The organism is Pantoea sp. (assembly GCF_032114055.1).
In the GTDB taxonomy this organism is placed as follows: Bacteria; Pseudomonadota; Gammaproteobacteria; order Enterobacterales; family Enterobacteriaceae; genus Pantoea.
Genome location: NZ_DAMCTB010000001.1, coordinates 605,926 through 624,494, shown reverse-complemented (window position 1 = coordinate 624,494; position 18,569 = coordinate 605,926). Strand labels below are relative to the sequence as shown.

General features: G+C 62.2%; 20 protein-coding genes. All 20 read left to right on the top strand.

What is annotated here, in order from left to right; genetic code table 11:
* Position 1: 1 nt before the first annotated feature.
* Entirely contained in the window at positions 2-1,681 is a 1,680-nt protein-coding gene (locus RT657_RS02965; RefSeq protein ID WP_313652405.1) for an MFS transporter, read from the top strand.
* Entirely contained in the window at positions 1,678-2,772 is a 1,095-nt protein-coding gene (locus RT657_RS02960) for an HlyD family secretion protein (protein WP_313652404.1), read from the top strand. Before RT657_RS02965 ends, RT657_RS02960 begins: the two co-directional genes overlap by 4 nt.
* Positions 2,769-4,151, top strand: coding sequence for an efflux transporter outer membrane subunit (locus RT657_RS02955; RefSeq protein ID WP_313652403.1), 1,383 nt, complete (start codon positions 2,769-2,771; stop codon positions 4,149-4,151). Before RT657_RS02960 ends, RT657_RS02955 begins: the two co-directional genes overlap by 4 nt.
* A 266-nt stretch (positions 4,152-4,417) precedes the next feature.
* Entirely contained in the window at positions 4,418-4,804 is a 387-nt protein-coding gene (locus tag RT657_RS02950) for a hypothetical protein (protein WP_313652700.1), read from the top strand.
* Positions 4,805-5,026: 222 nt separating this feature from the next.
* Positions 5,027-5,758, top strand: coding sequence for a beta-ketoacyl synthase chain length factor (locus RT657_RS02945; RefSeq protein WP_313652402.1), 732 nt, complete (start codon positions 5,027-5,029; stop codon positions 5,756-5,758).
* A complete protein-coding gene (locus tag RT657_RS02940) occupies positions 5,751-6,551 on the top strand; it encodes a lysophospholipid acyltransferase family protein (protein ID WP_313652401.1) in 801 nt (266 codons plus the stop codon). The genes RT657_RS02945 and RT657_RS02940 overlap by 8 nt, the downstream gene beginning before the upstream one ends.
* Before the next feature lie 13 nt (positions 6,552-6,564).
* A complete protein-coding gene (locus RT657_RS02935) occupies positions 6,565-6,822 on the top strand; it encodes a phosphopantetheine-binding protein (RefSeq protein WP_313652399.1) in 258 nt (85 codons plus the stop codon).
* 13 nt (positions 6,823-6,835) lie between these two features.
* Positions 6,836-7,090 carry an acyl carrier protein gene (locus tag RT657_RS02930; RefSeq protein ID WP_313652398.1) on the top strand — a complete coding sequence of 85 codons (255 nt, stop codon included), beginning with the start codon at positions 6,836-6,838 and terminating at the stop codon, positions 7,088-7,090.
* Between the two features lie 7 nt (positions 7,091-7,097).
* The gene (locus RT657_RS02925) at positions 7,098-7,661 is read left to right on the top strand and encodes a hypothetical protein (protein ID WP_313652396.1); all 564 of its coding nucleotides are present in this window, start codon (positions 7,098-7,100) and stop codon (positions 7,659-7,661) included.
* A complete protein-coding gene (locus tag RT657_RS02920; protein ID WP_313652394.1) occupies positions 7,658-8,977 on the top strand; it encodes an AMP-binding protein in 1,320 nt (439 codons plus the stop codon). The genes RT657_RS02925 and RT657_RS02920 overlap by 4 nt, the downstream gene beginning before the upstream one ends.
* On the top strand, positions 8,964-9,311 hold the full coding sequence (locus RT657_RS02915) for a hydroxymyristoyl-ACP dehydratase (RefSeq protein ID WP_313652393.1): 348 nt from the start codon (positions 8,964-8,966) through the stop codon (positions 9,309-9,311). Before RT657_RS02920 ends, RT657_RS02915 begins: the two co-directional genes overlap by 14 nt.
* On the top strand, positions 9,305-11,014 hold the full coding sequence (locus RT657_RS02910) for a glycosyltransferase (protein ID WP_313652392.1): 1,710 nt from the start codon (positions 9,305-9,307) through the stop codon (positions 11,012-11,014). The genes RT657_RS02915 and RT657_RS02910 overlap by 7 nt, the downstream gene beginning before the upstream one ends.
* Positions 11,007-11,420 carry a thioesterase family protein gene (locus RT657_RS02905; protein WP_313652391.1) on the top strand — a complete coding sequence of 138 codons (414 nt, stop codon included), beginning with the start codon at positions 11,007-11,009 and terminating at the stop codon, positions 11,418-11,420. The genes RT657_RS02910 and RT657_RS02905 overlap by 8 nt, the downstream gene beginning before the upstream one ends.
* Entirely contained in the window at positions 11,414-12,022 is a 609-nt protein-coding gene (locus tag RT657_RS02900; protein WP_313652390.1) for an outer membrane lipoprotein carrier protein LolA, read from the top strand. The genes RT657_RS02905 and RT657_RS02900 overlap by 7 nt, the downstream gene beginning before the upstream one ends.
* The gene (locus tag RT657_RS02895; RefSeq protein WP_313652389.1) at positions 12,009-14,315 is read left to right on the top strand and encodes an MMPL family transporter; all 2,307 of its coding nucleotides are present in this window, start codon (positions 12,009-12,011) and stop codon (positions 14,313-14,315) included. The genes RT657_RS02900 and RT657_RS02895 overlap by 14 nt, the downstream gene beginning before the upstream one ends.
* A complete protein-coding gene (locus RT657_RS02890; RefSeq protein WP_313652388.1) occupies positions 14,312-14,884 on the top strand; it encodes a DUF3261 domain-containing protein in 573 nt (190 codons plus the stop codon). The genes RT657_RS02895 and RT657_RS02890 overlap by 4 nt, the downstream gene beginning before the upstream one ends.
* The gene (locus RT657_RS02885; protein ID WP_313652387.1) at positions 14,881-16,035 is read left to right on the top strand and encodes a beta-ketoacyl-[acyl-carrier-protein] synthase family protein; all 1,155 of its coding nucleotides are present in this window, start codon (positions 14,881-14,883) and stop codon (positions 16,033-16,035) included. The genes RT657_RS02890 and RT657_RS02885 overlap by 4 nt, the downstream gene beginning before the upstream one ends.
* Positions 16,032-16,508, top strand: a complete 477-nt coding sequence (locus RT657_RS02880; protein WP_313652385.1) for a hotdog family protein — start codon at positions 16,032-16,034, stop codon at positions 16,506-16,508. Before RT657_RS02885 ends, RT657_RS02880 begins: the two co-directional genes overlap by 4 nt.
* Positions 16,505-17,236 carry a 3-ketoacyl-ACP reductase FabG2 gene (locus tag RT657_RS02875; protein WP_313652384.1) on the top strand — a complete coding sequence of 244 codons (732 nt, stop codon included), beginning with the start codon at positions 16,505-16,507 and terminating at the stop codon, positions 17,234-17,236. Before RT657_RS02880 ends, RT657_RS02875 begins: the two co-directional genes overlap by 4 nt.
* A complete protein-coding gene (locus RT657_RS02870) occupies positions 17,236-18,468 on the top strand; it encodes a beta-ketoacyl-ACP synthase (RefSeq protein ID WP_313652699.1) in 1,233 nt (410 codons plus the stop codon). The genes RT657_RS02875 and RT657_RS02870 overlap by 1 nt, the downstream gene beginning before the upstream one ends.
* Positions 18,469-18,569 lie beyond the last annotated feature (101 nt).

The window sequence follows — 18,569 nt, the reverse complement described above, 5'->3', positions numbered from 1 at the left end:
GGTGGCAAAGCGAAATCCCTACGCTGCACGCGAGTGGTTGCCGCATGAAAAACCGATGCTGCCGGGTTCACCTTCGACTCCGCTGCATCCGATGCCAAAACGCCTGGCGTTTGGCCTGATTGGTTTACTGATTTCGCTGACCGGTGCGCTGAGTAATGCGCTGGTGACGGCGAATCTGGTCAATCTGCAGGGAACGTTCGCGGCCTGGTCAAACGAAATTGCCTGGCTGCCTGCGGTCTACGTAATGGGCAATATCTCTATCAACCTGCTACTGGTGAAGTTCCGACAGCAGTTTGGCCTGCGGGTCTTTACCGAAGCGTTTCTGGTGCTCTATGTGCTGGTGGCGTTTTTCCACCTGTTTGCCAACGACCTGAACTCGGCAATTATCGTGCGCACCGCGCACGGCATGGTGGCGGCGGCACTCAGTTCGCTGGGTATCTACTATCAGGTTCAGGCCTGGCCCGCAAAACATCGTCTCAAAGCGCTGGTTATTGGCCTGACGGTCTCGCAGCTGGCAATCCCGCTGGCTCGCTTATTCTCCTCGGAACTGCTGCAGCTCAACGAGTGGCGCGGTCTCTATCTGTTTGAACTCGGACTGGCGCTGATTGCGCTGGGTGGGGTTCTGCTCGTCAAACTGCCGCCGGGCGATCGCATCAAAACCTTTGAAAAGATGGATTTCGTCACTTTTATCCTGCTGGCGCCCGGTATGGCGCTGCTGTGCGGCGTCCTGACGCTGGGGCGCATTGAGTGGTGGTTTACCACACCGTGGCTCGGGATCTGTACCGCCATCGCCCTGACGCTGATCGTGGCGGCGATTGTTATTGAGCACAACCGGCGTAATCCGCTGATCAATACCCGCTGGCTCAGCAGCGGCATGATGGTGCGCCTCGGCATCGTGATGATTATGATCCGTATCGTGCTGGCCGAGCAGAACACCGGCGCGGTCGGTTTTCTGCAGCAGCTTGGACTGCAGAATGACCAGATGCGCGGTCTGGCACTGGCCATCATTGCCGGGGTGATCGTTGGCATCGCCGCCAGCGCGCTGACCATCAAACCCAGCCATCTTAACTGGCCGATCGTGGCCTCGCTGGTGGTGATGATTATCGCGTCGCTGATGGATGCGCAGTCCAGCCCGCTGACCCGTGGCCCCGAAATGTATTTCAGCCAGTTTCTGCTGGGATTCAGCAGCGCCTTCTTTATGGCACCCGCGATGCTGATGGGCATTGGCAGCGTCGTGACGCAGCCGAAAAATCTGGTGAGCTTCGTTGTACTGTTTGGCATGAGCCAGAACCTCGGCGGACTGATCGGCTCGGCGATCCTCGGCACGTTTCAGGTCTGGCGGGAGAAATATCACTCCAGCCTGCTGGGCGATCAGCTCTCACTGCTCGACCCCAACGTCACTGAACGGCTCAGCCAGTATAATGCCCTGTTTAATTCGCTGGTGGGCGACAACGTACTACGCGGCGCGCAGAGCACCAGCCAGCTGCAGACGGTTGCCACGCTGCAGGCCAACGTACTCGCCTATAACGATACTTACCTGTTAACCGCCGCGCTGGCACTCATTACCCTGATGTGGGTGCTCTGGCGCTTAACCCGGCGTCGTTATCTTGACTGGCGTCAGGCGCAATTTAACCTGCGTGAGCAGCAACAGATGGCCCAGGAATCAATGGAGAAACAATGAGTCAGCAGGATGAGCTTCAGGCGGCCGAACGCGAACGCGCGAATCGTCGTCGTATCCTTTCCATCGCCGCGGGCAGCGGCATCGTCGTCATTGGCGTACTGGTCATTCTCTATGCCTGGCAGCTCTGGCCCTTTACCAGCGCCATACAGAGCACCGAAAACGCCTATGTGCGCGGTCAGGTGACCTTTATCAGTCCGCAGGTCAATGGTTATCTCACTTCAGTCGAGGTAATCGATCTGCAGCCGGTGAAAAAAGGGCAGCTGCTGATGACAATTGATGACCGTATCTATCGCCAGCGGGTGCATCAGGCGCAGGCGCAGCTGGCGATGAAGCAGGCGGCGCTGAACAATAACCTGCAACAGCGACGCAGCGCAGAAGCCACCATTCAGAGCAACAAGGCGGCGCTGGAAAATGCCAGAGCCCAGGCGCTGAAAAGCGGCTTTGACCTGAAGCGCGTCGAAAACCTCACGGCAGATGGATCGCTGTCGGTGCGTGAGCGCGATGCTGCCCGCGCCGCCAGTGCCCAGGCGCAGGCGCAGGTGCGCCAGGCCGCCGCCCAGATCGCCGTGGCTGAGCAGAATCTGCAAACCGTGATCGTCAATCGTGGCGCGCTGGCGGGCGACGTCGCCAGCGCCTGTGCCGCGCTGGAGCTGGCGGAGATCGATCTGGCTAATACCCGGATTACCGCGCCCGATGACGGGCAGCTTGGGCAGCTCTCGGTGCGCACCGGCGCCTACGTCACCGCCGGAACGCGTCTGACCTCCGTGGTGCCGAATCGCAAATGGATTATCGCTAATCTGAAAGAGACTCAACTGGCACATATCCGCCCTGGGCTGCCGGTGAGCATCCGGGTCGATGCCCTGGATGGCAAACGCTTTAACGGTCAGGTGGAGTTTATCTCGCCGGCGGCGGGCTCGGAATTCAGCGCCATCTCTCCCGACAACGCCACCGGTAACTTCGTCAAAATCGCCCAGCGGATCCCGGTTCGTATCCGCATCAATGAGCAGGATATGGCGCAGTTGCGTCCGGGGATGTCGGTTGAAGTGGACATCGACACCGCCGCGCAGCCCGCCGCAGAGGCGACACCATGAGGCCGCGTACTCTGATCGCCGCGGTAGCCCTCCTGCTGTCGGGCTGCGCGACCCAGGTTGAGAAGGCACCCGCCTCGCTGCTGATCCCGGATGCCTGGCGCGGCCAGGTCGGGCCGTCGTCCGCGCCCGAGGCGGCGTGGTGGCGCGCCTTTCATGATGAGAATCTCAACCGGCTGGTCAGCCAGGCGCTGCGCAATAATCCTGATATCCTCACGGCGCGCGCCCGGGTGGCTCAGTACCGCGCCCAGCTGCGCGCCGCAGAGGGCGATAACTTTCCCAGCCTGAGCGCCGGGGTTGCCGCAACCCGTGAGCGGACGCTTTCGTCGGTCACGGGCCAGCCTTATGAAACCGATATTTTTCAGGGGCTGCTGAAGGCGAACTACGATGTGGATCTCTGGGGCGCACGCAGCAACAGCATTACGGCGGCGCAGGCGACCTTAGCGGCTCAGCAGGCCGCCGCCTCTGCCGCCGAGCTGACGATCGCCAGTTCGGTTGCGTCCGGTTATTTCAATCTTTGCGCACTGGATGAACAGCTGCGGGTCACTGAGGCGACGCTGGCGAGCCGCAGTCATTCGTTAAAGCTTGCTCAGCGTCAGTTTGAAACCGGCTACACCTCCCGGCTGGAGTGGATGCAGGCGGCATCGGAATATCAGTCTGCCAGCGCCCAGCTACCGTTGCTGCAGCATCAGATCGCCCAGCAGGAGAATGCCCTCAGCATCCTGGCCGGTATGAATCCGCGCACCATCGCCCGCCGTCAGCAGTTTGATCAGATTTCACCGCAGCCGATGCCGTCGCTGCTGCCCTCGGCGCTGCTTAATCGTCGTCCGGATATCGTTCAGGCGCAGCGCCAGCTGCTGGCGGCGGACGCCAGCCTCGCTTCATCACAGGCGAAACTGCTGCCGGGTCTGAATCTCACCGCCACCGGCACTTTGCAGAGTTCGGTGCTGCATCAGCTCGCAGACAACCCGTTCCGGCTCTGGAGCGTGGGAGGCAGTATTCTTGCGCCGCTGCTGAACCGCGAAGCGCTGACGGCGCAGGTCGATGTGTCGATGGCGACGCGGAATCAGGCGCTTTATGGCTATGAAAAAGTGGTGCGTAACGCCTTCTCAGAAGTCAGCGATGCCGTCGACGCTATCAGGCAGCGCGAGGCCCAGCTGAAGGCACTGCAACAGCAGGAAAGTTACGTGAAGGAGGCGCTGCGCATCGCCCGCAACCGCTACCAGAACGGCTACGCCTCCTATCTGGATGAACTGGACGCGCAGCGTACCCTGTTTTCGACCCAGCTGACTCTGGTGACGGTGAAAAGCAACCTGCTGCTGGCGCAGATTGATCTCTACCGCGCGCTGGGCGGTGGCTGGAGAGCCAGCCCGTCATCCTGACATCTCAGGCCGATCCAGCCGTAACCAGAGTTGCGGAGGCGGGATTAGCCTGAGATGTCGCGACGATGGCGCACCTTCCCCGATTCCCATTCCCCAAATAACCCCCAAAAACCCACGCAGACTTCTGCTTACCTGTCTTTACATTCGATGGTATCATGCGCGGGTTTTTTACCAGCCAGACGGAAAAGCGCACGAAATGTTAAAATTGCGCGCGGCGGGCTGTCCGTTTAACTAACTGATATGTCTAATAAAAGAAGGGAATCATGATGAACAAAAAAACGTTTCTGACGCTGGCCATGGTCGCGGCGTTACTCACAGGGTGCGCGCGTACTGCGCCGATTCATAACGTAAATCAGACCCTGACGCAGCGCTACAGCGACAACCAGATGAAAACGGCCATTATCGAAGCGGGTGTAGGCCGCAAATGGGTGATGACACCGGTTTCCCCCGGCGTTATCAATGGCCGGCTGGCCCAGCGTGATTTCGTGGCGACAATTCGTATTTCGTACAGCAGCCAAAACTACCGCATCAATTATGTCAGCAGCCAGAACCTGAAGGCCGGGCAGGGGCAGATCCACAACAATTACAACCGCTGGATCGCGAATCTCGACCAGGATATCCAGCTGCGTCTGTCCGCACTGGCGGCCCGGTAACGGCTTTATCGTCACGCTGTGTTGTGGTCAGGCCTCCGGCGCATAAAGTTCGCCGCGCAATGGCCGACAAATCAGATGTACTGCTATTGCTGAACCGCCGGATAAACCTCTACCGTGAAGCGCGAGACGGCCAGCAGGCGGGCAGGGCAGACCTGACTGGCGGCGATCCGGGTGACCACCCGAGGCACGCCGACACGACATGCATGACAAAAGAGTGTTGAGATGAGACTCACTTACTCGCTGGTTGACTGGCAGGCGCTGGCTCCCGGACTCCACGGAAGCGAGGCCTGGCAGGACTGGGCGCAACAGGGTACCGCGATCGATCCCGCAGGGGCGATGGCGAAGCCGCAGTTTTTACCGATGATGACGGCACGTCGTCTGAGCGGCGGCAGCCGTGCGGCAGTAGAGTGCGGGCTGGCGCTGCTGGCGCGTCAGCAGGTTGACGCGATCGTCTTTACCAGTCGTCACGGGGAACTGGAGCGTAATCTGCGCATCCTTACCACTCTGGCGGATCAGCAGCCGCTGTCACCCACGGATTTCGCGATGTCGGTCCACAATTCCGCGGTTGGCAGCCTGACCATTGCCGCGAAAGCGCCGCTGGTCTCGACCTCTATTGCGGCGGGCATCGACTCCTTTCAGCAGGGGCTAATCGAAGTCAGTGCGCTGCACCAGGCGGGCTATCAGCAGGTGCTGCTGGTCGATTTTGACGGCATCGTGCCTGACTACTATCTGCCGTGGCTGGCGGAGCAGCCTGTCAATGTGCCCTATGCGGTGGCGCTGCTGCTGCGTGCGGGAGACGCGTTGCGCTGCACGGGTCAGGCGGCGCCTGACCCAGTCCCGTCGCCCGGATTGCCGCAGAGCCTGGGGTTTCTGCAGCAGTGGCTGGCGGGGGCGCCCGCTTTTTCTCTGCCGGGCGAACGCCTGACGTGGCACTGGAGAAGATACGATGGCTGACTGTTCATCCTCCGTACAGCGCAGCGGCAGCCGCCTTAACTACCTCTGGCGACTGGTGATGACGGCAGTGAGTTTTACGCTGTTCGGCCTGGGCGGCCTGCTGCTGTCACTGCTCGGTTTCAACCTGCTGTTGCTGGTTCAGCGCAATTCGCTGCGTCGTCGCCTGCTGGCGCGTCGCGCCATTGCTTTCAGCTTTCGCTGCTTTCTGCGTTTCTGCCGGATGACCGGCGTCTTTGACTACCGCATCGAAGGCGCCGAAGCGCTGCAGCGGGATCGTGGCTGTCTGATTGTCGCCAATCACCCGTCACTGATCGACTATGTGATGATCGCCTCGGTGTTGCCGGAGATGGATTGTCTGGTTAAAGCCGATCTGCAGAAGAATCCGTTTGTCCGCGGAGTGATCCGCGCGGCGGACTACCTCATCAACAGCGAGGCAGAGACGCTGCTGCCGGACAGTCAGCGGCGGCTGGCACGCGGCGACACCATCCTGATCTTTCCGGAAGGAACCCGCACCCGCTATGGCCAGCCGCTGGCGCTGCAGCGCGGGGCCGCCAATATTGCGGTGCGCGCCGGATGCGATCTGCGCGTGGTACATATTACCTGTAGCCAGCGTATGCTCGACAAACAGAGCCGCTGGTTTCAGATCCCGCCGGTTAAGCCGCTGTTTACCGTGCGGGTCCGGCACAAGATTGACAGTCAGCTATTTTTTGAAAGCAACCCCGATGCGCAGCCGCTGGCCGCGCGTCGCCTGACCCGCCATTTACAGCAGGCGCTGGTCCCCGAGAACAGGTAAGACGAAAACCGTTATGGATGTATTAATTAACGATATCAAACAGATGATTATCGACACACTCAATCTTGAAGATCTCAGCCCCGACGATATTGAGACTGAGGCGGCGCTCTTCGGCGACGGGCTGGGGCTCGACTCGATTGATGCACTGGAACTTGGTCTGGCCGTGAAAAACCGGTACGGCGTGGCACTCTCTGCGGAGAGTGAAACCCTGCGTGCTCACTTCTTCTCTGTTGCGACGCTGGCCGCGTTCGTCAACCAACAGCGAGGCTGAAAGCGGAGATAACATGATGAATAAAGCTGAAATTTATCAGGAAGTCGCCTCGCTGCTGACCAGCCTGTTTGAAATCGCGCCTGAGGATATCCAGCCTGAGGCACGTCTCTATGAAGATCTGGAACTCGACAGCATTGATGCCGTCGATATGGTCGTGCACCTGCAAAAACGCACCGGTCGCAAAATTAAGCCGGAAACCTTCCGTGCGGTGCGCACCGTGCAGGATGTGGTGGATGCCGTTGAACAACTGATGCGCGACGAAGCCTGATCCTGCCGTGCCTGCTGCCCTACTTCGCCTGCTGAATCTGCTTACGCTGCTGGTCTGGCCCCTGCTGGTCTGGCTGGCCATGACGCAGCCGCGCTGGCAGGGACTCTTCTGGCTGCTGGCGCTGCTGTTTGGTCTGCGCTGGCTGCAGCTGCGGCGTCAGCACCATGCGATGGGCGCCATGATGGGCTGGCTGGCGCTGCTCGGTGCACTGCTCTGCGCCAGCAGCCAGCTCCTGCGCGCGCAGCATCTGCTGCTCTGGTATCCGGTTGCCGTTAATCTGGCGCTGCTGCTGGTCTTTGGTCGCTCACTCTGGCGCGGAATGCCGCTGGTGGAGCTTATTGCCCGGCTGCGTGAGCCCGATCTGCCCGCGGTGGCCGTGCGCTATACCCGGCGCGTGACCCGGATCTGGTGTCTGTTTTTTATGGTCAACGGCAGTGTGGCGCTGTTCACCTGTCTGTGGGGCGATTTGCGGCTCTGGACACTGTGGAACGGCGGCATCAGCTATCTGTTAATCGGGCTGCTGATGGGCGCGGAATGGTGTGTCCGGCAGCATGTGAGGCGTAAAGGATGAGGGTGGCGACGTGGCTGACCGGCCCCGATCGCGAGGTCGCCTGGCGTGGCGATCGGCCTCTGATGCTGAGCAGTATGCATCGTCAGGTCGTGGCGCTGAGCCAGCGGCTGGCGGCCCGGCCCGGCACGCACTGGGCGCTCTGTTTTGATGACAGCTACCGCTTTTGCGTGGCGCTGCTGGCCTGCTGGTACGCCGGTAAAACGCCGGTGATGCCGGGCCACTGCCGCGCCGCTCTGCTGGATGAGATGCAGGAGAGGCTCGATGGGGTGGTGTGCGACATGGTGCTGGCGGTGACGCTGCCGCAGCTGGCGTGGGACGACGCCGAAGCGCCGGGGCCACTGCCGCCGCTCTCTGAGCACGCTGAGCTGGTGCTGTTTACCTCGGGATCGACCGGCACGCCGCGTCAGGTCATCAGGACGCTGGCGGCGATGGAGCAGGAGAGTCGCTGGATCAGCACGCTGTGGGGCGCGCGGTTGCCGGGCTGCCGGGTTATCGCCTCGGTCAGCCATCAGCATCTCTACGGGCTATCCTTTCGGATCTTTCTGCCTATGATGCTCCGGCTGCCGTTTGCCGCCCAGCCGATCTTCTATGGCGAACAGCTGATCCGGCTGCCGCGAGACGGACGTTATCTCTTCGTCAGCAGTCCGGCCTTTTTGTCGCGGCTGGACGATGCGCTCACCGCACCCGCCTGCGAACGGATTGTCTCTGCTGGCGGTGTGCTGCACGATGCCGCTGCGCAACAGGTCTGGCAGCGTTTTGGCTGCCCGGTCAGTGAGATCTACGGCAGTACTGAAACCGGCGTCCTGGCCTGGCGCGTCTGCGATCGGCCAGAGCCCAACTGGCACGCTTTTCCTGAGGTCAGACTGGCACAGGCCGCGCCCGATCGCTGGCAGGTCTGGTCGCCGCTCATCGGCAACGCCAGCGGGCTGACGCTGGACGATCGGATCGTTATGCAGCCGGACGGCGGCTTTCAGCTGGCGGGCCGGCACGACCGCATCGTAAAAATTGGCGATAAGCGCCTCTCATTAAGTGAGATAGAGCGACGCCTGCTCAGCCTGCCAGAGGTCGCGGATGCGGCGGCGCTGGTCGTCACCCGTCATGAACGTCAGGCGATAGGCGTGGTGCTGTCGCTGACCACACCGCTGGATGAAGCCGCACTGCATCAGCGCAGGCAGCAGTGGAAACGGCAGCTTCAGCGCTGGCTGGAACCGCTGGCGATGCCGCGTTACTGGCGGGTTGTCCCGGCCATTCCGGTTACGGCGCAGAGCAAACGCGCCTGGCCGCAAATAGAGGAACTTTTTCATGTTACCGATTGAACGCAGCCGGGAGCATCAGGATGCCAGTGTGACGCTGACCCTGCAGGTGCAGGCCGGACTGTTCTGGTTCCGTGGACATTTTACGGATCTGCCGATTCTGCCGGGTGTGGCCCAGCTTAACTGGGTGATGCACTATGGAGTGTCACTGCTGGCGCCCGGCAAACAGTTTGCCGTGATGGATAACATCAAATTTCAGCAGCCGGTGTTGCCCGACTCGCTGATCCGGTTGCATCTCGACTGGGACGCCGGGAAATCGCGGCTGAGCTTTCGTTACAGCCTGCTGAAAGAGCAGGGCGAGCAGATCGCCAGCAGCGGGAAGATCACGCTGTGTTAAACGGCACCTTCTCGCCCTGCGTGGTGATCCCCTGTTACAACCACGGCGCGATGATGGCGTCGGTTCTGACGCGACTGGCCCCGTTTAATCTGCCGGTGATCGTCGTGGATGATGGCAGCGATGCGGCCACCCAGCTTCAGCTGGCGACGCTGCACGCGCCGCAGCTCAGCCTGCTGCGACTGGAACAGAATCAGGGCAAGGGCGCCGCCGTGATCCACGGCCTGCGGGCGGCGGCGGCGCGCGGCTTCACCCATGCGGTGCAGCTGGATGCCGACGGCCAGCATCAGGCGGAGGATCTGCCGCTGATGCTGGCGGAGGCGGCACGCTATCCTGACGCGCTGATCTCCGGCCAGCCGCGCTACGATGACTCGATCCCCAAATCCCGCCTGTATGGTCGTTACATTACTCACTTCTGGGTCTGGATCGAAACGCTGTCACTGTCGATCCGCGACAGCATGTGTGGCTTCCGGGTCTATCCGCTGACGGCGACGCTGGCGCTGTGTGACCAGCGGGCCATCGGTCAGCGGATGGATTTTGACACCGAGATCATGGTACGGCTTTACTGGCAGGGCACCCGTAGCCGCTTCATTCCGACCCGCGTTACCTATCCGGCGACCGGCCTGTCGCACTTCGATGCGCTCTACGACAATCTGCGCATCTCCTGGATGCACACCCGGCTCTTTTTCGGCATGCTGCCGCGCATTCCGCGTCTGCTGGCAATGCATAAACCGTCCGCACACTGGTCGGTGGAAAGTGAACGCCGCGGCCAGTGGGGATTACGCTTTATGCTGTCGGTTTATCGCTACGGCGGGCGGCTGCCCTTTACGCTGCTGCTCTGGCCGGTGGTGGCGGTCTACTGGCTCAGCGGGCAGCGTGCACGACGCGCCTCCCGGCAGTGGCTGGCGCAGGTCACTGCGGCCGCGCAGCAGCAGCAGATTGCATTACCGCCACGGCTCAACAGCTATCGTCATTTTCTGCGCTTCGCCGGGGCGATGCTGGACAAAGTCGCCAGCTGGCGCGGCGATCTGCGCTGGGGCCGGGATATCGATTTTGCGCCGGGCGCGGAAGCGGTGATCCGTGCGCCCTCGCCACAGGGTAAGCTGATTCTCGCCTCCCATCTCGGCGATATCGAAGCCTGCCGGGCCATGGCGCAGCAGGTCAGCGGGCTGGTGATTAATGCTCTGGTCTTCACCGACAACGCCCGGCGTTTCCGGGCGGTACTGGAAACCATCGCGCCGCAGGCGGGGGTCAACCTGATGCCGGTCAGCGATATCGGGCCGGAAACGGCGATCCTGCTGCAGCAGAAGCTGGAGGCGGGCGAATGGGTGGCGATTGTCGGCGACCGCACCGCGGTGAATCCGCAGCGTGGCGGTGAACGCCGGGTGGTCTGGAGCGAGTTTCTGGGCCGCGCCGCACCCTTTCCGCAGGGGCCCTTTGTGCTGGCGGCCACGTTACGCTGCCCGGTGCTGCTGATGTTCGCGCTGCGGCAACAGGGTAAACTGCGGGTTCACTGTGAGCCCTTCGCCGACCCGCTGTTGCTGCCGCGCGCCACGCGTCAGCAGGCGCTGCAGCAGGCGGTCGATCGTTACGCGGCGCGGCTCGCCCATTTCGCCCTGCAGGCGCCGCTCGACTGGTTTAACTTTTTCGATTTCTGGACGCTGCCTGATCCACAGGCACATCATAAGGGGACTGACCATGACTGAACATCATGCTGAGGTTGTGCTGACTGTCTCATTCCATGACTGCGATCCCATGGGCGTGGTCTGGCACGGCAACTATTTCCGCTATTTTGAAGTGGCGCGTGAGGCTCTGCTGCGCAGCATTAACTACAGCTACGCCGAGATGGCCGCCAGCGGCTACGTCTGGCCGGTGGTCGATACCCGGGTAAAATATCGCCAGCCGCTGCGTTGTGAAGAGACAATTCGCGTCAGCGCCCGGATTACTGAATATGAAAATCGTCTGCGTATCGATTATGTGATTCGTAACGCCGCCGGGGAGGTCACCACCAAAGCACATACGCTGCAGGTAGCGGTTGAGCAGGCGACGCAGGCATTGTGCTTTGTGTCGCCCGATATTTTACTGGAACGTTTAGGAGTGAAAGGATGCTGAAAATCGTGTTTACCAGCCTGCTGTTATGGGCCAGCGCCGCCAGCGCGGTGACGCTGGACCAGCTGCAACAACGCTTTGCCAGCCAGCCAGTGATCCGGGCCGACTTTACCCAGACGCGCACTATCGCCGGGATGCGCCAGCCGCTGGTGTCGCACGGGCAGATGCTGATCGCGCGCGAGCAGGGATTATGGTGGCATCAGCAGACGCCGTTTGTCATGACGCTGCTGCTGGATGATAAACGCATGGTGCAGAGCCTGAGCGGCCAGAAACCGCAGGTGATCACAGCCGAAAGCAATCCGCAGATGTTTCAGTTTAACCATCTGCTGCGTGCGCTGTTTCAGGCCGATCAACAAGTCCTCAATGAAAACTTCAGCGTGGCGTTCAGCGATCGGGGTAACGGTGCATGGACGCTGGATCTGACGCCGAAGGCCGCCCCGCTCAACAAAATCTTTAACCGTATCTCGCTGGCGGGCAGCACCTTCCTGGACAGCATCAGCCTGGATGACCGGCAGGGGGACAAAACCCGGATTGAGCTGACTCACACCCGAACCGAACCGTCGCAGCTGAGCGACGAAGAGAAGGCGCGTTTTGCCGGGCCGTAACGATCGCAGGCTGGCGCTTCTGTGGCTGCTGCTCTGCCTGCTGCTGGCGGCGGCGCTCGCCTTTCTGCTGCCGCGCAGCCAGCTTAACAGCAGCGTGCTGGCGCTGCTGCCGCAGCAGAACCTCGGCGCAGCGCCACCTGAGCTACAGCAGGGCTTTATGCAGCGGCTGGATCGCCAGCTGGTCTGGCTGGTTTCGCCCGGTAAACAGAACGACCCTGAGATTGCAGCCTGGTGGCTGGCGCAGCTGCGTGCGCTGCCTGAACTGAAACAGGTCGGGGGCGATCTGGGTGCACAGCAGCAGCAGCAGTGGGGCCGATTTGCCTGGCAGCACCGCAATGGATTAATTGATGAGGCGACCCGCAGCCGGTTACAGAACGGCGGCGAGGCGCAGGCGGCGTGGCTGCTGGGGCAGCTCTTTTCGGCTTTCTCTGGCGTCAGCAGTCAGGAGCTGCAGGGCGATTCGCTGATGCTGGTGCGGGGTTCACAGCTGGCGCTGGCTGGCAATGCCGGGCGCATGTCGCTGCATGACGGCTGGCTGACCGTCAGGGATGCGCAGGGAAAGCAGTGGTATTTTCTGCATGGTGAGCTGGCCAGTAACGCCTTCAGCATTGAGCAGAGCCATGCGCTGGTGACCCGGCTCAGCGCGCTGGAGCAGCAGCTGAAACAGCGCTGGCCGCAGGCGACGCTGCTGACACGCGGCACGGTGCTCTTCAGCGACAGCGCCAGCCAGCGGGCGCAGCAGGATGTGAAAACGCTGGGCAGCGTGACGCTGGGCGGTGTCGTGCTGTTGGTGCTGCTGGTCTTCCGCTCGCTGCGGCCGCTGCTGCTGACGGTAACGTCCGTGGCGGTCGGCGCGCTGGCGGGTACCGTGGTCACGCTGCTCTGCTTCGGTGAACTGCATCTGATGACGCTGGTGATGAGCCTGAGTATTGTCGGTATCTCGGCGGATTACGCGCTCTACTATCTCACCGAGCGGATGGTGCACGGCGATCAGCAGACGCCGTGGCAGAGCCTGCGTAAAGTGCGCGGCACGCTGCTGCTGGCGCTCGCGACCACCGCCATCGCCTGGCTGCTGATGCTGCTGGCACCGTTTCCGGGACTGCGTCAGCTGGCGGTGTTTGCCGCCAGCGGATTAACCGCCTCCTGCCTGACGGTAATTCTGATTTATCCATGGCTGGTTCGCGGCCTGCCTGTACGCCCGGTGCCACTGATGGTGACGCTGGCACGCTGGCTGGCCGCCTGGCGTCGCCAGTGCGGGCTGCGCGTGGGACTGCCGCTGGCGATGGCGATCGTCGCCGTGGCCGGAATCGCCCAGCTCAAGGTAGATGATGATATCGCGCATCTGCAAAGCGCCCCGGCCCCTCTGCTGGAGCAGGATCGCCAGCTGGCCAGCCTGACCGGACAGCGTGCCGATCAGACCTGGTTTGTTGTCTGGGGCCAGGATGCGCAGCAGACGCTGCAGCGGCTGGAAACCCTGGCCCCGGACCTGCAGCGGGCGCAGCAGCAGGGCTGGCTGCAACACTTTCGCCTGCTGCCGCTGTCGTCGCTGGCCCGTCAGCAGCAGGATCGCCGGCTACTGAACCAGGCCGCACCGCACATCCGGGCCCGCCTGCAGCAGGCGGGAATGGTGCTGGCCGAACCGGACCTGAAGCCGATGCCGGTTACGCCAGCAGCCTGGCTGGCGAGTCCGCTAAGCGAAGGCTGGCGGCTGCTCTGGCTGACGCTGCCTGACGGGCGCAGTGGAGTGCTGGTGCCCGTCAGCGGTGTACGGAATAGTGCCGCTCTCACGGCGCTGGCGGCACAGCATCCGGGCGTCAGCTGGATCGATCGCAAGGCAAGCTACGATACGCTGTTCAGCTTCTGGCGCACTCTGCTCAGCGGATTACTGGTGCTGGCGCTGGCGTTGATCACGCTGAGCTTTGTGCTGCGGCTGGGCGTCAGCGCGGGTCTGCGCAGCGCGCTGCCGTCGGTGCTGTCGCTGGCGATGGCGCTGGCGACCCTGGGCTGGACAGGTGCCTCGCTGAACCTGTTTGCCCTGCTGGCGCTGATTCTGGTGCTGGGCATCGGCATCAATTACACGCTCTTTTTCAGCAACCCGCAGGGGACACCGCTGACCTCGCTGCTGGCGGTGTCGCTGGCGATGATCACCACCTTACTGACGCTGGGGATGCTGGTTTTCAGCAGCACCAGCGCGATTGCCAGTTTTGGCACCGTTTTATGCAGCGGCATCTTCAGCGCGTTCCTGCTGTCGCCGCTGGCGATGCGACCTACCCGATCAAGGAGTAAACGATGATCCGTGCCGCCTCCATTCTGCTGACGGCTCTGCTGCTCAGCGCCTGCGCCGGACCGGCCCCCGACAGCCGTCGTCCCACCGCCTGGCTGAAGCCGGGTGTGAAAGTCACGCTGCCGTCACCGGGGATTGAACCGGCTTTTCAGCAGCAGCAGTTGCTCACCGGGCAGGTAAAGGGGCGGAGCCAGTCGCTACTGGTGCTGCTCAGCGCCGACAAACAACAGATCGATCTGGCGGGCCTCTCGTCGGTGGGTATCCGGCTGTTCAGCCTGCGCTACGACGCCAGCGGTATCCACACTGAGCAGCTGATGCCACTGCCGCAGATGCCGCCGGCCAGTCAGGTTCTGGCCGATATCATGCTCAGCTACTGGCCGGTGGCCCGCTGGCAGGCCGTGCTGCCAGCGGGCTGGACGCTGCAGGATCAGGGATTAAAGCGAAAACTGTTCGATGCCGATGACCATCTGGTGACCGAAATTGACTATCTGCAACGCGGTCAGCAGCGCCAGCCGGTCAGCATCCGGCAGCATGCTTTTGACTATCAGATCCATATTCAACAGCTGGACGCCTCATGATCTATATCGCTGCCACTGGCATGCTGAATGCCCTGGGGAATGACAGCCAGCAGATTGCGGCTCACCTGAAACAGGGGAAGGCGCCTGGCATGCAGCGCTGTCAGGGCTGGCTGAGCAGCGGCCGTGCCTGCTGGCTTGGGCGGGTTGAAGGCGCGTTACCGCCGATCCCTGCCGCCCTGCGCGCGCACAACACCCGCAACAATCAGCTGCTGCTGGCCGCGCTGGCGCAGATCCGTCCGGCGCTCGACGCGGCGATTACCCGTTACGGTGCCAGCCGGGTCGCGATTGTGCTGGGCACCAGCACCTCGGGGGTGGATGAGGGCGACGAACAGATCCGCGGCAGTCAGCCCGATTATCACTACCAGATGCAGGAGTTAGGCGATCCTTCCCGCTTTCTGGCGCACTATCTTCGTCTGGATGGCCCGGCCTACACGATTTCAACCGCCTGCTCCTCCAGCGCCCGCGCCATCATCAGTGGCGAACGGCTGATCGCGGCGGGGCTGGCCGATGTGGCGCTGGTGGGCGGGGCAGACTCGCTGAGCCGGATGCCGATCAACGGGTTTGACAGCCTGGCCTCACTCTCTGAACGACGCTGCGCACCCTTCAGCCGCGATCGCGATGGCATCTCGATTGGGGAAGGCGCCGCGCTGATGCTGCTGACCCGGGAGCCGCAGCCGCTGGCGCTGCTGGGCGCGGGAGAATCTTCTGATGCCTGGCACATGTCCGCGCCACATCCCGAAGGCGAGGGGGCTGAGCGGGCGATGCGGATGGCGCTGCAGCGGGCCAGTCTGCAGCCAGCGCAAATCGGTTATATCAATCTTCACGGCACCGCTACACCGCTTAACGACCAGATGGAGGCGGGGGTGATCCAGCGCCTGTTCAGCAACCGCGTGCCGTGCAGCTCGACCAAACATCTGACCGGCCATACGCTCGGTGCGGCGGGCATCTGCGAAGCGGCCCTCAGCACGCTGATTCTGCAGGAGAACCTGCCGTTGCCCGCGCAGGATTTCAGCGAGGCGGCTCAGGATGAGACGCTGCCGGATTTCGGCCTGCTGTTGCGGCCGCAGGCGCTGCAGCGGCCCGTCATCGCCTCTAACTCTTTCGCCTTTGGCGGTAACAATACCTGTCTGATTCTGGGACGTGTTTCATGATTTTACCTTCTCCTGCGGCACACTGGCTGCCGCACGCTGCGCCGATGCTGCTTCTCGATCAGCTGATCGCCGTCGATGATGTGCAGGTTCACTGTCAGGTCTCGACCGCGGCAGAGGGCGTACTGGCGCCGTTTCTGACGCCGCAGGGTGAACTGCCCGCGTGGTTTGGCGTCGAGATTATGGCGCAGACCGTGGGTGTCTGGTCGGGCTGGCACGCCCGGCAGGGCGGCGCGACACTGATCCCGCCGGGCATGCTGCTGGGCGGCCGCGGCTGGCGGGCAGAGCGGCCACTGTTTCCTGCGGCGGTTACGCTGGATATCCGCATGACGCTGCTGATGCGCGACGATCGCATGGGCAGTTTTGAAGGTGAAATCCGTACTGGCGGGCAGCTGCTGGCCAGCGGTCGCCTGAATACCTATCAACCCAATGAAGCAGAATTACAGCAATTAATGTTACAAGGAAAACAGCCATGACAGAGTCGGTATTAGTCACGGGCGCCAGTAAAGGCATTGGCCGCGCGATTGCGCTGCGACTTGCTCAGGATGGCTATCAGATTATCGTCCATTTTAATCGCGATCGCGCCGGGGCTGAGCAGTGCCTGCAGCAGATCGAGGCCGCTGGCGGCAGCGGCCGTCTTCTGGGCTTTGATGTGGCCGATCGGGCGGCGACCCGCGCCGCGCTGGAGGCGGACATCGCAGAGCATGGCGCCTATTACGGCGTGGTCAGCAATGCAGGCATCACCCGCGATGCGGCCTTTCCGGCCCTGACGGATCAGGAGTGGGACAGCGTCATCCACACCAATCTCGACAGCTTCTACAACGTGATCCAGCCCTGCGTGATGCCGATGATTGGCCTGCGACGCGGTGGCCGTATCATTACACTTTCGTCGGTCTCCGGGATAATGGGAAATCGCGGGCAGGTCAACTACAGCGCGGCCAAGGCAGGCATTATCGGCGCCACCAAAGCGCTGGCGATTGAGCTGGCCAAACGTAAGATCACCGTTAACTGCATCGCGCCTGGCCTGATCGATACCGGCATGGAAGGGCTGGCACCGCAGGTGGTTGACGAGGCGATGAAACTGGTGCCGATGAAGCGTATGGGGGCTGCCGAAGAGGTTGCGGGCCTAGCGAGCTATCTGATGTCTGATATCGCAGGCTACGTTACGCGTCAGGTCATTTCGATCAACGGAGGCATGTTGTGATGCAGCGCGTTGTCGTAACCGGAATGGGAGGCGTGACCGCCTTTGGTGAATCCTGGGCGGAGGTTTCCGCCCGCATCCGTGCAGGCCGCAACGCGGTGCGCTTCATGCCGGAGTGGCAGGTCTATGACGGACTGCACACGCTGCTGGGTGCGCCGGTGGATGCGTTCACGCTGCCCGCGCACTACACCCGCAAGCGTATCCGGGCAATGGGCCGTGTGTCGTTACTGGCTACCCGCGCGACCGAACTGGCGCTGACCCAGGCGGGCCTGATTGACCATCCGGTGCTGACCAGCGGTGAAACGGGTATCGCCTACGGCTCATCGACCGGCAGCACCGGGCCGGTGAGCGAGTTCGCCACTATGCTGACCGAGAAGCACACCAACAACATCACCGGCACTACCTATGTGCAGATGATGCCACACACCACTGCCGTCAACGCCGGGCTCTTTTTTGGCCTGCGCGGACGGGTTATCCCCACCTCCAGCGCCTGTACTTCCGGCAGCCAGGCCATTGGTTACGCCTGGGAGGCGATTCGTCACGGTTATCAGACGGTGATGGTGGCTGGCGGGGCGGAAGAGCTCTGTCCATCGGAAGCTGCAGTGTTCGACACGCTGTTTGCCACCAGCCAGCGTAATGACGCACCGCACACCACCCCGGCTCCGTTTGACCAGCATCGCGATGGGCTGGTGATTGGCGAGGGCGCGGGCACGCTGATTCTGGAGTCGCTGGAGCATGCTCAGGCTCGTGGCGCGACGATCTATGCCGAACTGACCGGCTTCCACACCAACTGCGACGCCGCGCATATCACCCAGCCGCAGCGGGAAACCATGCAAATCTGCATCGAGCGGGCGCTGCAGAGCGCCGGGATCACGGCGGCAGAGATCGGTTATGTGAATGCGCACGGCACGGCGACCGAGCGGGGTGATATGGCGGAGAGTCTGGCGACGGCCGCAGTATTCGGTGCATCCACCCCTGTCTCCTCGCTGAAATCCTATTTCGGGCATACTCTGGGCGCCTGCGGTGCGCTGGAAGCCTGGATGAGTATCGAGATGATGCGGGAAGGGTGGTTTGCACCGACACTTAACCTGACACAGCCTGCCGCCGACGGCGGGGCGCTCGACTATATCATGGGTGCGCCTCGCGAGATTGAGACGGACTATATCCAGAGCAATAATTTTGCCTTTGGCGGGATCAACACGTCGCTGATTTTCAGACGCTGGCGCGGCATCTGATGACCGGCCCGTGTTACCTGACACGGGCCGGTTTATTTTCCGGACGAAAGAAACTGACGGTTATCGCCCTTTCCGCTACACTCTCTCTCACCGCAACACGC